Here is a 14,662-nt window from a genome sequence, read left to right as displayed (position 1 = left end):
TCCGCGATTTTCCGGGCGTTGTAAGAGTGACGCTCCATTCGGACCGGAAGGGTCTTTATCCCTCGAAGCGCCAGGAAAGAATCAAAAGGACCGAGAATCGCCCCGACCGCGTTCTGGTAAAACCCGATTTTTTCGGCGAGTTCTTCATTTTCGACGACAACCGCCCCGCCGACCATGTCACAATGCCCGGCGAGATACTTAGTCAGCGAATGAACTACAATATCGGCGCCCAGCTCCAGCGGTCGCTGAATATATGGCGTTGCGAATGTATTGTCGACCGCCAGCAGTATGCCGCTCTCCCGCGCTTTTTTGGCGACCTCGGCAATGTCGGTTAAATGCATCAACGGATTAGAGGGTGTCTCCAGCCAGAGAAGTTTTGTATTCTGCCTGATGGCTCCGGCAAAATTCTCCGCTTTGCGGCCATCAACATAGGTAAACGATAGCTGATATTGCTTGAAAACTTTTTCGAAGAGACGGAAGGTACCGCCGTAGAGGTCATCTCCCACCACCAGATGGTCTCCGGCGGCAAGAAGATTCATTACCGTATTGGTCGCCGCCAGTCCGCTGGCAAAGGCAAATCCAAATCGTCCCCCTTCCAGTTCCGCCAGGGCGGACTCCAACGCCTTGCGGGTCGGGTTTGACGTCCGCGAGTAAACATACCCGCTCTCATCCCCGGGGAACTGCTGGCGATAAGTCGACGTCTGAAAAATCGGCGTCGTAACTGCGCCGACACCGCCATCAACCTCACGGCCGGCATGGATCGCCCGGGTATCCATTTTCCGTTCCTTTTTCACGATAGATATCCTTTCTCCTTCATCCAGTTATCATTATAGAATTTGCTCAAATATTTCAATCCGCTGTCGGGAAGTATCACCACCGCCAGGTCATTTTCGTCAAATCTCTCCGCCACTTTCAGCGCCGCATAGACCGCTGCTCCCGAGGAGCCGCCGGCAAGGATTCCCTCCCGGCGCGCCAGGTCGCGCGCCGCAAGAAAACTCTGGCGGTCATCAACCTGGATTATTTCATCGATTACGGTAAAGTCAATGGTCGGGCAGAGCATATCCTCCCCAATTCCCTCCACCAGATAAGTGTGCGGCTCAATCAAATTCTGAGTCTTAAAGTAGTCATGATAGACCGACCCGAGCGGGTCAACGGCAACCACCCTGATACCGCGCTTCTGCTCCTTGAGGAAGCGAGCGGCGCCGGAAATAGTCCCGCCGGTGCCGATACCGCCGATTAAGCAGGTAATCTTCCCCTCCGTCTGCTCCCATATCTCAGGACCGGTCAATCGATAATGAGCTTCGATATTCTTCAGATTATGATACTGCCCGATAAAATAGGAGTTTTCCGTTTCGGCGGCAATCCGACGAGCCGTCTCATAGTAACTCTCCGGAGAATCAGGCGGAACGGCTGTTGGGCAAACAAACACTTCCGCCCCAAAAGCCTTCAGGGTATTTATCTTCTCCTCGGACATCTTATCCGGTATGGTGAATATCGCTTTGAACCCGTTCGCCGCCGCATACATCGCCACCGCCGCTCCGGTATTCCCGGAGGTTGCTTCGACTATCGTCCCCCCTAGCTTCAACTGCCCTGATCGGACCGCTTCATCCAGAATATATATCGCCATCCGGTCTTTCACCGAACCGGTCGGATTCATAAACTCGAGCTTAACCAGAATCTTTCCCCGGGATTCTCTGCCCAGTTGACGTAATCTGACCAGGGGTGTATTGCCGACTGCGTCGGTTACCGACTGCTCCAACTTCCTGAACTGATTATCCAATCTGCTATTTCCTTTTCCAGATACCTTCGTTATATCCATTTAATCTCCTAAAATAAAAAAGTCCACCAACTTTGAGGGTGGACCGGAAAAAAGCCATAATGTGCCATCAGGCAGGCTACATTACCGCCTCCCGGTCATAAGCACAACAACAGCCGCAGGCTTTTATTCTTTTTCTGGATTTGAGGGACTTGTTGCTCATAAAATTTAAGGACTAATTATGTCTTAATTAATATACGCCGATTCTCCCTTTTGTCAATAGGCAAAATGAGGAATCAACGGCGATTCACAGTCTGTCCACAACTTATCCACAGATTCCAGTGCCGGAGAGCAGTTTAACATAGCCGATAATGACGCAAAAAGTGATTGAACCACAAAACTTTTCCCTTATCTTGCCGTAAAACAGTCAATTCTAACCAAGGAGAATCAATGTTTACCCGAGTTGAAGATTTCCTGGCTGCCTGGAAACAGCATTCCAGCGGAACTCAGAGATATTTTGACGCCCTCACAGACAACTCCCTTCAGCAGATGTCTGCCGCCGGGGAAAGAACGATAGCCCGTGCCGCCTGGCATATCGTGACATCTCTGTCAGAGATGGCTGGAAGAACCGGCCTGAAATTGTCAGGACCGTCGGAAAGTGCCCCTATTCCCAAGACCGCCAAAGAGATAACAGAGGGTTATCGGCAGCTTTCTCACTCTCTGGCGGAGGAGGTAAGGAAGAATTGGAACGATGCCGCGCTCCAGGTTGAAGATGATATGTACGGTTCTAATTGGAAGCGTGGCTTAACGTTACGAATCATTATCGACCATGAAATTCACCACCGCGGTCAGCTCTCGGTTCTGATGCGTCAGGCTGGGCTCAAGGTTCCCGGGATATTTGGGCCATCCCTGGAAGAATGGTCTCAGCACGGGATGAAGCCACCGGAAATCTGAAATCAGTCTGCTGTTAATTGCGAGGGAGAAGATAATGGGCTTCCGTCTGTTACACAAGCGCCGGCAGTTATGTAGTTATATAACAACAACATAACAAATTTGTCTCTTTTCTGCCACCAATATGGAGATTTTTGCGGTACGGTGAACTTTTTATCGGAAATATTTGTATTAATTGGTCGAATGAAGGTTGCCGATAATGAAGAACATTCTTGCCGGTCGTAGCGTTTTTTGCTTGCGTTAGAATTAATATTTTGTTTTTATCAAGCGCAATTTTCTGACCGCTGGCTTGGTTTTAATGGAGGTGGATGATATATGGTCTGCGCATTCTGCGGAGAGAAATTCTCCGGCAAGCCGATCAAGCAGGGTGGACAGGTTTACTGCTCTATCGAGTGCGCCGATATGGCCGCCGAAGTTGTCGCCGAGGATGAAGAATATTACGATGAAGAAACCCCGGAACTCGACAGCTATGACGGTGAAGAAGATGAATATTGATTAGCGGCGTTGCCGCAAGTATTGGATAAATCCCCGGTCGTTGCCGATGACTGGGGATTTTCTATTTTTATTCCCGGGATATTTTGAGGATTTCGTAATGAATTATTCCGGCCGGCACTTTAACTTCAATCTTATCCCCGACCGCTTTCCCCAGAAGGGCCGCTCCAATCGGCGATTTAACTGAAATAATGTCATTATCTACATCGGCTTCATCCGGCGGCGCCAGTTGATATTCAATCTTCTCGCCATTTTTCAGGTCTTTGACCGTAACCTTGGCGAATAGATAAGCCTTGTCGGTGGGAATGTTGTCGGTTTCCACCGAGCGCACCCGGCTCAGTTTGTCCTCCAGTTCGGCGATTTTCCGCTCCAGATGAGTCTGGGCTTCTTTGGCGGCATGATATTCGGCATTCTCCGAAAGGTCCCCCATATGCATCGCCCGCTTGATTTCGGCAATCAATCTTGGACGGTCTTCCGTCTTGAGCTTCTTTAGCTCCTGCTCCAGTTTGATTCGTCCCTGTTTGGACAGATAAATCGGGTCATTATTCATAGTGATATTATAATACGCTTCCCCCCATCGGCAAAGCGGGATTTTTCGATTACGCTGAAAACGACATTTCGCCCCAATCTGACATTCGAGCTCCTTTCCGCCGGAAACCTTGCCGGCGGCGTGGTAAAGACAATGTCAATTCGCTCTTCGCAAAATATATATGACCCAGGGGGCAATCTCAGTTTCATTGACCCAGGGATACGGTTCATCTTTAAGTCCCAGGGGAGAGTGAACCTCAACTATCTCCAGTCCCGCTTCCTGATATACCTGACGATAATCCGCATCATCCCAGACAATATCTTCCACCGGACGGCTGTCTTCGACGGCAGTAATAATAATCTTTACCCGGTCACCGCTACGGGCTTGCCGATTCTCCGGGAAATCTTTGGTCGAAAAAGAGACCCACTCGTGACGGTAAATCTCCGGTGACGACACCAGGTTGATGAGACATCCTTCATGGCTCAAAATTCTGCCAAGGCCTTTGAAAAGCGCTATTTTCTTCTCTCGAGTCGGGATATTGTCGAAGGTGAATGCCGAAAGCACTAAGTCAACTTCAAGGTCGAGCGATTGCAGTCCAGATTCGCTGTCAGGCACCAGCCTGTAATCCCCCCCGGGGTCAAGCTCCCGCGCCTTGGCAATCATACTGGCGGAAATATCGATACCGATAACATCAAATCCGAGATTCTTGAGGTAGCGACTGGAGCGGCCAGTGCCACAGCCGAAATCCAGCGCCCGTTTTCCCCGGGCGTTTCTGGCAATCAGAGACGGAAGGTCACGGTATGCCAGATAATAAGTTCCGGGAAACTCAAGTTTGGCGTACGCCTCCGCCCGCTTTTTGTCATCATAAACATTCCTGAACTTCTGGGGCTCTTTCATACAGTAACTTTTTCCTGGCGGGTGTAACCCTTGAGAATACCGACCAGGATTTCCAGTCCGCTTTTCAGAAGAAGGCGGTCGGAGACGGCTCCGACCGAGAGGCGAACGCCATTGACGGGAGCATGTCGCCCCACCGCGAAAATCTCGGCCGGCGAAACCGCCACCCCGCGCCGCTGTGATTCAGTCGCAAATACCATGCTGCTCCACCCCTCCGGCAACTCCAGCCAGAGGTGGTATCCCGACTTATGAATACGCACTTTGAGGTCGCTCAGAATCTCCTGCGCCAGTCTATTGCTTGACGTCAGTTCCTCGCGACGTCGGGCAATCACTTTCGCCACGGTGCCGTCATCCATCCAGCGCGCAAAAATCTCCGCCATTAACGGCGGGATGCTCAGACAAGAAGCCTGAAGCGTCTCCCCCAGTTTCTGCCTTTTCGCTGACGGCGCCACTACGAAGCCGAGCCGAAGCCCCGCCGCCACTGATTTTGACGATGATATGACAAAATAGGACCGCTCCGGAATCAGTTGCCATAAATATGAAGGGGGCGACACCATCAGCGGCGCCAGAATCTCATCTTCGACCACGGCAAAATTATACCGCTCGGCAAGTTCGGCTATCTTTTCCCGACGGGAGGTGGGCATGATAATATTGGTTGGATTCTGCAGCGAGGGATTCAGATAAAGAAGGCGAATACCGCGGCTCCGGCAGAGCGACTCCAGTTCTTCCGGAATTATTCCCTCGGCGTCCATCGGCGCGCCGACCAGTTCCAGCCCCAGCATATCGGCAATAGCCTTCACCCCGGGATAAGTATATTCTTCAGCGGCGATGATATCTCCGGGGGTGGTTTCGGTAGCGATAATGACGTTTATAGCATGCTGGGCTCCGGCGGTGATATGAAGATTTTCCGGGTCAACTTTCATTCCCACCGTACTCAGCCAGGCGGCTCCCGCCTGAAGATGTTCCGGCATGCCGGATGCCGGCGGATACTGGAGCAAAGTCTGTATCTTAGGGGAGCGAATAATCTGGCGCAGCGCCCCGGCCAAATCAGGGTCAAAGGCATGAGCCGGGTGATTCTTGCTTAAGTCGATTCCGATCGGCAAAGTACGATTCATCGATGCCAGTATTGCCCGCGGCTTGGGGATTTCGCCGACAAAAGTGCCGCGACGCCCGTCGCCATAAATTAATCCCCGCCGCTCCGCCTCCGTGAATGCCTTGGTGACCGTCCCGATGGCAATCTTCAATTCATCGGCAAGCTCTCGCTGGGTCGGCATGCGGGTTCCAACCGCCAATCGTCCCTGAGCGATATCTTCCTCCAACTTCCTGACCAGCGACAGATACAAAGGTCCCCCTTTTTTCGGTAACTCCGGCTTCCAGTGCAACTGCATATCAATTATCCTTCACAAGGTTATCTTTTTGTCATTGATACAAATATCGGCAATTAAACTGATATCGTCTTTATTGTTATAGTGACATTAAATCTGTAACACTATTGTAATAATAGTTGTATCATTAGTGTGTGTCAAGTGAAATATTACAATAACCAAAAATATCGGAGGCAGTATGGCTGACATACAATTTTCCACTATGGCTAAGAGTCTTTATCGCTCGGAAATACGAGAGTTATTGAAACTGACCCGGCAGCCTGACACAATCTCTTTCGGCGGGGGGCTACCCGACCCGGCGATCTTCCCATACCAGGCGGTCGAAGAGGCATCTCTTAAAGTCATTCGGGAGAAAGGGCGGCTGGCGCTTCAGTATTCGCCGACCGAGGGGGAACCGTTTCTCAAAAAGCAGTTGATTGACTATATGGAGCGGCAGGGCGAAAGCGTAAGAGCAGAGAATATGGTAGTAGCGGCATCCTCGCAACAGGGATTAGACCTTCTCGCCAAAATTTTCATCGACCCGGGCGACCCTATCATAGTTGAGAAGCCGACCTATATCGGGGCGATACAGGCTTTCCGCGCTTTTCGCGCCGATTTTCAGGGTGTCGAGATGGACTTTGACGGCGTCATTCCCGATGAACTTGAAAAGACTGTCCTTCGTCTGCTTGAAGCCGGGCGTAAACCTAAATTTGTGTACCTTATCCCCGACTTTCAAAATCCTTCGGGAATAACCCTGTCTTACGAGCGAAGAGTCCGCATCCTGGAGCTGGCGTCGAAATACGACCTCATCATTATTGAAGATACTCCGTACCGTGAGTTGCGGTTCCAGGGAGAGAATATCCCGTCGCTCTTTTCATTGGATAAAGAGGAGCGGGTGATAATGATGAAAACTTTCTCCAAGATATTCTCCCCCGGTTTCAGAATCGGCTGGATTATGGGACCGAGCCTGGCAATTGACAAACTGGTCATGGCAAAGCAGGGGACCGACCTTTGTACATCGGCATATATCTCTTTCCTTGCCGCCTATCTTCTGGAAGCGCGCCAGGTGGACCGTCAGGTAGTACTCAGTCGGGGGCTTTATAAGGTGAAACGTTCAATAATGCTCTCCGCGCTGGAGCGGTTCATGCCGCCCGATGAGGGTATCTCCTGGTCAAAGCCGGAAGGAGGGATGTTCCTCTGGTTGGAACTCCCGGAGTATATCGACACCCTGGAACTTCTTAAAGAAGCGGTTGAGAACAAAGTCGCCTTTGTGATAGGGAAAGGATTTTTCACCGACGGCTCCGGCGGCAACGCCATGCGGCTCAATTTCTCTTTTCCTACCGAGAAACAGATAGTTGAGGGGATAGAACGAATTGCCCAACTGGTTTCGAAACGTCTCCGGGTGCCGGTGATGCGGTAAGGGAGGAAGCGAGAATTAGTATCGATGAGATTCTATTAAGGGCGCCCTTTTAAAGAGCTAATCTGGTCCAAATCTCCCGAAAGCAGTTTTTTGCTCTCCTCGTCTTTCACTGTTTCAGATAACTTTCGGGCTTGCGCCAGATACTCTTCCATTTTTTCATGATTGCCGGCGACCGCTTCGCTTCGCGCCAGCGCTTCATAAGCATACCCTTCATAAAAGGGGGCGAGTCCCCGGCTTTGTTCGAGACTTTTCTGCGCATAACGGCGCGCCTCATCGGCTTTGCCCAGCAGCGCAAAAACGCGGCTGGCTTGCCAGTAGCCGACTGAAAAATTCTGCGCGGTCACATCTTCTCGCTGCGACCAATGCCAGAGTGACGCCATACAGGTAAGGAGCATATCTTCCCCTTCATCCGCAGTGCGGCTCGGCTTGTCCATAAAGTCCCAGGTTCTGTTGAAGCAATGGGCAGAAAAATATTTGTGGCTTTCGGCGACATCAAATGACGGCAACTTGTTCATGATGAAACATCTCCTTTCTGAAATAAAATAGACTTAATGACACCACATTAATCATACAAACTTTATCTTTGCCGCTTTGTTGCGACAATGATGGATTATCTTGACCGAAGGCAGATTCAGTGGCGTGGTTATTGCCGGAAGATAGAGGCTGCGACGCCCGAAGAGTCTCTCAACTCTGGCTCAATCTTTTGCTCCATTGCAATCTGCCAGAAGAAATATTTTCCACTACCAACCGGCAGTTTTTTCTCAGTGCCTTTCAATTAACAGACTTCATTAAACCTTAATCGCTTGCCGTTTATACTCTTTCCTTGCCATGGGGAAACCGGCATCCCGCTTGCATAATCAACCGCCTGAGAGAAATGGAGTATATCAAAACCATGGAAGGTGTTTATGCGAATTGTCATTATTCTTATTGCGCTGGTTATCCTGCTGGTGGCCGTCAGCTGGTTCAAACCGGCGTTCTGCTCCGATGCCGTCCCCGATAGTCTAATTAAGAACTATCTCGATGACCTGCGCCCCCAGAGGAGCGGCGAAAAATCTTATAACAGCCCCGAAATCTACGGCGCCAGCCAGACCCCGACGCTTCCGGTTCAGAAAGAGACTCAACCGGTCGCTAATATTAAGCCCCCTGAATCGGATGCTTCAACCGGCGCAGAACTGGAGCCCTTTGGTTATTCGCTTTTCAGTGTCCCCTCAGAACTAACGGCAGCGCCGGAAATTGCCGATGCCGCCGATTATATTCTTGGACCCGGCGATAACATAGTCATCTACCTCTGGGGAAAAGTCGAAAAAGAATACAATCTGACCGTGGACCGTCAGGGCAAAATTTTCATCCCAAAAGTCGGCGAAATCGTTGTCTGGGGTCTTACCCTGGCTGATTTTGAAGCCGCCGTCAACCGGAAATTCTCTTCGGTATATTCCGATTTTAAATCCTCCGTATCCCTGGGGAAAATCCGCTCCATCAGGATTTATCTGACCGGCGAAGTGAAACGTCCCGGCGCATATACCGTAAGCTCTCTGACAACTCTATTCAACGCTCTTTACCTCGCCGGAGGACCGAACCTCCGCGGTTCCATGCGAAATATCCAGTTGATTCGCAAGAATGAGATTGTCACTACGTTGGACCTTTATCAGTTTCTCTTGAAGGGGGATAGCAAGAGCGATATTCGTCTCGCTTCCGGAGATGCCATCTTCATACCGGTGTCCGGACCGCGTGTCCGTATCAGCGGCGCCGTCAAGCGCCCCGCCATTTACGAACTTCTGGGGAATGAAACGGTCAGCAGTCTGCTGGGACTTGCCGGGGGAACTGCCGCCGATGCTTATCTCGACCGGATTATGCTGGAGCGTTTCTCGCCTGAGGATGAAAAGGAAGTTATCGACGTCAACCTCAATAGCAATAGCGGCAAACCGGTCAATGATATTGCCCTTGCCGACGGCGACCGGGTTGCGGTCTTCTCCCTGTACGATATGAAACGAAATGTGGTCTATATTGACGGTTTGGTGAAACATCCGGGAGAATTCGAGAGGACCGATTCCACCACCCTCCGCGACCTCTTGACCCTGGGGGAATTGCAGCCTAAGAATGTCTATTACGACCGCGCCAATCTGTTCCGGCGATATCCTGACCGCCGCGAAGAGGTAATTCCGGTCAACTTGAATCAAATCCTCTCCGGTCAGGCAAACTTTCTTCTTCAGGATCTGGACTCTCTGCATGTTTACAGTATCGACGAGGTCAAGAGAAGGAAATATGTCTATATCGACGGTGAAGTCAAAAAGCCGGGAGAATATCTCCTTTATGACAATATGAATCTTGCCGATCTGGTTTTTCTCGCCGGCGACCTGAAAAAAAATGCCTACCAACTCGGATTTGAAATCGCCCGCACCGACAGCCTGGGGCGGGTGCGCCTCGAATATATCGACCTCTCCAAGACAAAGATGGAAGAGGTTTTGCTTCTTGAAGATGACCGGGTTTTTGTTCGTCAGATTCCCGACTGGTTCTTGCATCGTTCGGTTGTGATTGAAGGCGAAGTCCAGTTTCCAGGGCAGTATGCGCTGTTGTCCCGCACGGAGACGCTTTATGACGTCCTCCATCGCGCCGGCGGATTCACCGAGCGGGCTTTTCCCAAAGGGATAATTTTCCAGCGGGAGAGCATTTCCCGGGACCTGGTGCGGAAGAATCTTCCGGAAATAGTGGAAAATTCGCAGCCTCTCCATGCCGATTCTACCGGTCAATTCAAGAAAGTCGAAATCATCAACCTGAATTTGGAGAGCATGAACAGGGTGATTATTGATGTGGATAGAATCATCGAGACAAAAGGCTCCAAGGGAAATATCACACTTCAGAACGGAGACCGGATTTATGTGCCGCAGATACCGAGCGGGATTTCGGTGATGGGTGCAGTCGGCGCCAACGGCACCATCAAATATGAACCGGGGAAAAAGGTTGATTACTATGTCAAGCGTGCCGGAAGTTTCACCCGGCAGGCGAACAAGAAAGAGACCCGTCTGATAAAAGCCGACGGCCGGGTGTTTGCCGGAAACGGCACTCTCGGTCGCAAGGTTGAAATCGGCGATGCCATCGTGGTTCCCTCCGACATCAAGCAGGACCGCGACTGGCTCAAGACCATCTCTGGCGCCGTTTCTATCGTCGGCGGCGTCCTGACTTCAATTTTTATCATCGACAAATTATGAACCGTTAAGTGAGTAGTGTACCCATTCTCACCTTCCTCAAAGACCGCCCGGCATATTCTCTCCTGCCGGGCGGTCACTTTTTTAGTTGAGAAGATTATTCAACCCCTTTCGGAAAAGATTTCCATTCTGATTTCCCCGGCAACCGCCCGGCCGCAACTGCTATCCCACAACCTCTTAACAATCATAATCTTATAGCCATATGACTTCCGACTGCAAACAGGCATCATCTTTGCATAAACATTTTCTACAACTGACAGGGAAAGTCTTTTATGATGAGAATGGACCTTCATATTCATACCGAACACTCTTTTGACTGCGAGTCATCCATTGCGGCGATTGTCCGGAAATCAGAAGAAGACGGTCTCGACCTTATCGCCATCTGCGACCATGAGACTCTCTCAGCGGTGACCCTGGCGCGGGACTATTCCGAGCGGGTACAGGTAATCGCGGCATCGGAGATTAATACCGAGCAGGGGATTCATATTGTAGGCCTGTTCTTAAAAGATGAAATCCACTCCCGTCATCTTCTCGACGTTATCGACGAAATCCATTCCCAGAAAGGGCTCGCCCTTCTGCCCCACCCCTTCCGCAAAGGAAAGGGGTTGCTTTATTTGAAAGAAGAGAGCCGGGGGGATATAACCGAAATTACTGCGGAAGCCCTTTCGAAAATAGATTTGATTGAACTTGCCACCCCGCGGTGCCGTCCGGAGGAGATTATCCGCACCCACGAGTTCCTCAAAACACACTCCGACATTCCGCAAGTGGCGGCAAGCGATGCCCATACTCTCGATGAAATAGGCCGGGCATATCTGGAACTCGATATCGAGAAGACTGAGAACGAAAAGGAACTAAAAGCGGCGCTTCTGACCGCCCCGCGTCTGCTCCGTTTTGAAATCTATCGTGATGAGGGGACCTGGGAAGCGCCGGTCTCCCGTCAGCAAAATATTAAATCCGACCTTATCCGCAGAACCGGACAGCTCATATCGGAGCCGATTCGGAAGACGGTCGGAAATATCTATCGCAAGTCATCGGAATTGATATCGCGCAAAAAAGAAACAGGAAAGAAGACAACGTTATGAGTCTTCTCTGTCCGGTGATTCATGGAGGAAAGAGCCGTTTATGAAGCCTGACGATAAAACCAGAAAAGAGAATACCGCCGTGAAGAGCTCGGCGCAAAGAAGGGGTCGCCAATACGGCTCCCCCGAGATCATTCACCATCCGTCAACCCGAGTCCGTCAGGCGCTTCTCGAGTACAGAGAGCGCCTCGACACCAGGCGAGAGGCCGTCGCCACCGGCGAAGACCTTCTGGCGGCGCTGAGCCGGTTTACCGGTCTTCCCCGAAAATGCCTGTTGACCTTCGGGGATATTTCTTTGGCTTTCGAAGCGATTCTGAAACGTTACGCCCGTCCCGGTAGTGTCATCCTCGCCGCCGGTCCGGCCGGCGACCGGTTCCGCCTGGCGGCAGAATCCTGCAATATCAATCTCTACTCTCATTACGGAGTTTCCCCTTTCACCGCCGACCCTGAAGGGCTGGTGGAAAAAGTGACCGACAACACCGATTTTCTCTACATCCAGAATCCGGCACGTCCGACGGGAGCTCTATACAATCTTGACGAACTTGAATATATCCTCGAGCGTCTCGATGACACCATCATGATACTCGATGAATCTTATATCGAATATTCGGGGCTGACCGCCACCGCCCTTCTTCAGAAATTCAATAACCTGATTATTGTGCGGACTCTGTCCGAAGCATTCAATCTGGTCGGTCTTGCCTGCAGCTATATTCTGGCAACACCTTTGCGCATTGATGAAGTCAGCGTGCAAAAACCGGAGCGGGCTCCTTATATCATGGCCGAGATTGCCGCGGCCGCTGTCCTCAATGATTTTGAATTTCTGCAGAACCGGGTGGAGCGAATCAACGAGAATCTGGTTTATCTCTCGGTGCGGCTGAGACGTCTTGGCGTCTCCTGCCGGATTACACCCGCCGACCTCCTTTTGATGCGGGTTATCGATAGCCCCTCGGTTCTTTCTACCCTGCGCAAAGCCGGGATTTTTGCCTTCGATTTCGGCTATCTGCCGCAGATGGAAAACTACATCGGGCTGGCCGTCACCGAGGATACCGCCGTCGGGAAAATTGCCGAGACCTTCGAATTGATGCCGTGCGAGTTCTACCGCAGCCAAACGGTATCCAACGGAAAAATCACGTTTCACCGCGGCGCCGAAGAAAAAGCATCAGTCAGCAATATCGTGGATACCAAGTAGATTTTTCTCATGCAGAGCGCAGACTTGAAAGACCACTCAGGACATGACACCATCCGGGCAATAACTGGCGATTACAGCCGCAGGGCATTTTTATCAGGCGATGAGAGTCATGGGGCGATGGCATTGGCATAAGGTAAATCCAATTCTCTATTATCTCCTCAGGGCGGTAATATTGGTTACTCTGGTTTTACTCGGTAACCGACTTCTGCCCTTGTCAGCTGACCGCGATTCCCTTTTGACCCTTCTTTATCTTGCCCTGATTATCCAGCTGGCGCTTCTGATTCGCCTCCCCTCCAATGATATCGTGCCGGCGCGGAACCGTCTTATTGACAGCCGCGAACATTTCAAAGAAGAATTGCTCTTTCCGCTGGTATTCACCACCTCTTTTTTCTTTCTTGGAATGGATTTCCCCGCGACTCACCTGGGGATATTCCTGGCGCTGAATTTCGCCTTGCAAACAATTCTGTTTCTTACAGGCCGTAAACTCTCTCTCCAAAGTCGCATAATGCCGTCCGGCACCAACCTGTCGGGCGCCAAAAATATTCTGATTGCCGGAGCCGGGCCGCGCGGACAGCGCGCCGCCGAGCATCTTCTCCGGCATCCCGAACTGAATGTCAGAATCATTGGCTTTGTAGACCCTCATCGACGCGGCCTCTGGCGCTTCCGCGATATCCCGCTTCTGGGACACCCCGACAATATCGCCACCGTCATCTCCCGTAATCATATCGATTATGTCGTCATGGCCAATGAACCGTCAGATTTCGAGCAGAGCCGCGCCACTTTTGAAATCGTGGAGCAGATGGGAATCAAGATTTGTCTCCTGCCTGACATCTATGAAAGAAATATCTCCAAATGCCGTCCCTTTGCGCTCAACGGTCAGCCGGTGCTTTTGTATCATTCCGTACCGGAAAACCGCGCCGCCATACTGGCAAAAAAAATTCTCGACCGGGTCGGCGCCGCCCTGGGAATAATCCTGACCGCGCCGCTTCTCCTGGTTACCGCCATCGCCATCAAGATTGACTCCGAAGGACCGGTTATTTACCGCCAGAAGAGAACCGGCCGCAATGGGCGGGTCTTTGATATGCTCAAGTTCCGCACCATGACTAACGGGGCGGAACGGTTGAAAGAGCAGCTGCGACATCTCAACGAAATGTCCGGTCCCGTCTTCAAAATCAAAAATGACCCGCGCGTGACCCGTATCGGGAAATTCCTCCGCAAGTACTCCATCGATGAACTGCCGCAGCTATTCAATGTTCTCAAGGGAGATATGTCCCTGGTCGGTCCCCGGCCGCCGCTTCCGCGAGAGGTGGAGCAGTACGCCCCCTGGCAGCATCGACGTCTTTCCGTGAAACCGGGAGTCACCTGCCTCTGGCAGGTCAACGGAAGAAACAAAATAGACTTTGAGGAGTGGATGAAACTCGATCTGCAGTATATCGACCGCTGGTCGCTCAAAGAAGATATTCGGATTCTCGCCAAGACCGTGCCGACAGTTCTCAAAGGGAGCGGCTCCTGAAATTGACAGAAAGGCCCAGCCCGGTGGCAGCAATGTTATACCTGAAAGCGACAGCAATCATTCTGGTCGCGCTCCTGATAAGCGGCGTTGCGCAGGCCGGAATCCTGATACCGACCAACTTCCCTGAATATCAATTCATTTATGATTATGCGCGCCGTCTGGAATTCACCGATATGGCGCTGCGCTCTGAGAATCTGGTTCAACCGATAACTTCCGAGGCGCTGGCTTTTCCCTGTCCGTTCCAAACTCATTTCACCGCAATCGACGTTTCG

14 protein-coding genes are annotated in these 14,662 nt (G+C 51.3%); 8 read left to right on the top strand and 6 right to left on the bottom strand.

The annotated features are described in order from the left end of the window. Together AB1690_06320 and AB1690_06315 are read right to left on the bottom strand one after the other, a co-directional pair. Positions 1 to 794 (bottom strand): aminotransferase class I/II-fold pyridoxal phosphate-dependent enzyme (locus AB1690_06320; protein ID MEW6014920.1); only part of this gene is annotated, 794 nt, incomplete at its 3' end. Then, complete coding sequence (locus AB1690_06315; protein MEW6014919.1) at positions 791 to 1,819, bottom strand: pyridoxal-phosphate dependent enzyme; 1,029 nt, start codon at positions 1,817 to 1,819, stop codon at positions 791 to 793. The genes AB1690_06320 and AB1690_06315, both read right to left, overlap by 4 nt. A 387-nt stretch (positions 1,820 to 2,206) precedes the next feature. On the opposite strand from AB1690_06315, the gene AB1690_06310 reads away from it, so the two are divergent. Further along, complete coding sequence (locus AB1690_06310) at positions 2,207 to 2,710, top strand: DinB family protein (protein MEW6014918.1); 504 nt, start codon at positions 2,207 to 2,209, stop codon at positions 2,708 to 2,710. Between the two features lie 312 nt (positions 2,711 to 3,022). Next, entirely contained in the window at positions 3,023 to 3,202 is a 180-nt protein-coding gene (locus tag AB1690_06305) for a hypothetical protein (GenBank protein MEW6014917.1), read from the top strand. A 67-nt stretch (positions 3,203 to 3,269) separates the two neighbouring features. Here the strand turns inward: AB1690_06305 and greA are convergent, their stop codons facing one another. From greA to AB1690_06290, 3 genes are all read right to left on the bottom strand, one after another. After that, positions 3,270 to 3,749: a transcription elongation factor GreA gene (gene greA, locus AB1690_06300; protein MEW6014916.1), complete on the bottom strand. Its 480-nt coding sequence runs from the start codon at positions 3,747 to 3,749 to the stop codon at positions 3,270 to 3,272. Between the two features lie 135 nt (positions 3,750 to 3,884). Continuing rightward, positions 3,885 to 4,625 (bottom strand): class I SAM-dependent methyltransferase, encoded by a 741-nt coding sequence (locus AB1690_06295; GenBank protein MEW6014915.1) that lies wholly within the window; start codon positions 4,623 to 4,625, stop codon positions 3,885 to 3,887. Further along, a complete protein-coding gene (locus AB1690_06290; protein MEW6014914.1) occupies positions 4,622 to 6,010 on the bottom strand; it encodes a PLP-dependent aminotransferase family protein in 1,389 nt (462 codons plus the stop codon). The genes AB1690_06295 and AB1690_06290 overlap by 4 nt, the downstream gene beginning before the upstream one ends. A 175-nt stretch (positions 6,011 to 6,185) precedes the next feature. On the opposite strand from AB1690_06290, the gene AB1690_06285 reads away from it, so the two are divergent. Beyond that, positions 6,186 to 7,406 (top strand): PLP-dependent aminotransferase family protein, encoded by a 1,221-nt coding sequence (locus AB1690_06285; GenBank protein MEW6014913.1) that lies wholly within the window; start codon positions 6,186 to 6,188, stop codon positions 7,404 to 7,406. A 35-nt stretch (positions 7,407 to 7,441) separates the two neighbouring features. Here AB1690_06285 and AB1690_06280 read toward each other — a convergent pair whose 3' ends face one another. Further along, a complete protein-coding gene (locus tag AB1690_06280) occupies positions 7,442 to 7,921 on the bottom strand; it encodes a hypothetical protein (GenBank protein MEW6014912.1) in 480 nt (159 codons plus the stop codon). A 390-nt stretch (positions 7,922 to 8,311) separates the two neighbouring features. On the opposite strand from AB1690_06280, the gene AB1690_06275 reads away from it, so the two are divergent. The 5 genes from AB1690_06275 to AB1690_06255 form a co-directional block, all read left to right on the top strand. Next, a complete protein-coding gene (locus tag AB1690_06275) occupies positions 8,312 to 10,612 on the top strand; it encodes an SLBB domain-containing protein (GenBank protein MEW6014911.1) in 2,301 nt (766 codons plus the stop codon). A gap of 269 nt (positions 10,613 to 10,881) precedes the next feature. Next, on the top strand, positions 10,882 to 11,691 hold the full coding sequence (locus AB1690_06270; protein ID MEW6014910.1) for a PHP-associated domain-containing protein: 810 nt from the start codon (positions 10,882 to 10,884) through the stop codon (positions 11,689 to 11,691). A 40-nt stretch (positions 11,692 to 11,731) separates the two neighbouring features. Further along, positions 11,732 to 12,877, top strand: coding sequence for an aminotransferase class I/II-fold pyridoxal phosphate-dependent enzyme (locus AB1690_06265; protein MEW6014909.1), 1,146 nt, complete (start codon positions 11,732 to 11,734; stop codon positions 12,875 to 12,877). Positions 12,878 to 12,986: 109 nt separating this feature from the next. After that, positions 12,987 to 14,390, top strand: a complete 1,404-nt coding sequence (locus AB1690_06260) for a sugar transferase (protein MEW6014908.1) — start codon at positions 12,987 to 12,989, stop codon at positions 14,388 to 14,390. A 32-nt stretch (positions 14,391 to 14,422) separates the two neighbouring features. Then, positions 14,423 to 14,662: hypothetical protein (locus tag AB1690_06255; protein ID MEW6014907.1), on the top strand; the 240-nt coding region annotated here is incomplete at its 3' end.

The organism is Candidatus Zixiibacteriota bacterium, from assembly GCA_040753495.1.
Classification (GTDB): domain Bacteria; phylum Zixibacteria; class MSB-5A5; order GN15; family PGXB01; genus DYGG01.
The sequence above is the reverse complement of the archived record's forward strand: the minus strand, read 5'-3'. Positions and strand labels throughout refer to the sequence as shown.

What these genes read in the sequence shown, in the direction of transcription:
- AB1690_06270 (MEW6014910.1), top strand. Translation starts at nt 10,882, where the DNA reads ATGATGAGAATGGACCTTCATATTCATACCGAACACTCTTTTGACTGC.
- AB1690_06290 (MEW6014914.1), bottom strand. Translation starts at nt 6,010, where the DNA reads ATGCAGTTGCACTGGAAGCCGGAGTTACCGAAAAAAGGGGGACCTTTG.
- AB1690_06305 (MEW6014917.1), top strand. Translation starts at nt 3,023, where the DNA reads ATGGTCTGCGCATTCTGCGGAGAGAAATTCTCCGGCAAGCCGATCAAG.
- AB1690_06260 (MEW6014908.1), top strand. Translation starts at nt 12,987, where the DNA reads ATGGGGCGATGGCATTGGCATAAGGTAAATCCAATTCTCTATTATCTC.
- greA (MEW6014916.1), bottom strand. Translation starts at nt 3,749, where the DNA reads ATGAATAATGACCCGATTTATCTGTCCAAACAGGGACGAATCAAACTG.
- AB1690_06310 (MEW6014918.1), top strand. Translation starts at nt 2,207, where the DNA reads ATGTTTACCCGAGTTGAAGATTTCCTGGCTGCCTGGAAACAGCATTCC.
- AB1690_06295 (MEW6014915.1), bottom strand. Translation starts at nt 4,625, where the DNA reads ATGAAAGAGCCCCAGAAGTTCAGGAATGTTTATGATGACAAAAAGCGG.
- AB1690_06280 (MEW6014912.1), bottom strand. Translation starts at nt 7,921, where the DNA reads ATGAACAAGTTGCCGTCATTTGATGTCGCCGAAAGCCACAAATATTTT.
- AB1690_06275 (MEW6014911.1), top strand. Translation starts at nt 8,312, where the DNA reads ATGCGAATTGTCATTATTCTTATTGCGCTGGTTATCCTGCTGGTGGCC.
- AB1690_06265 (MEW6014909.1), top strand. Translation starts at nt 11,732, where the DNA reads ATGAAGCCTGACGATAAAACCAGAAAAGAGAATACCGCCGTGAAGAGC.
- AB1690_06285 (MEW6014913.1), top strand. Translation starts at nt 6,186, where the DNA reads ATGGCTGACATACAATTTTCCACTATGGCTAAGAGTCTTTATCGCTCG.
- AB1690_06315 (MEW6014919.1), bottom strand. Translation starts at nt 1,819, where the DNA reads ATGGATATAACGAAGGTATCTGGAAAAGGAAATAGCAGATTGGATAAT.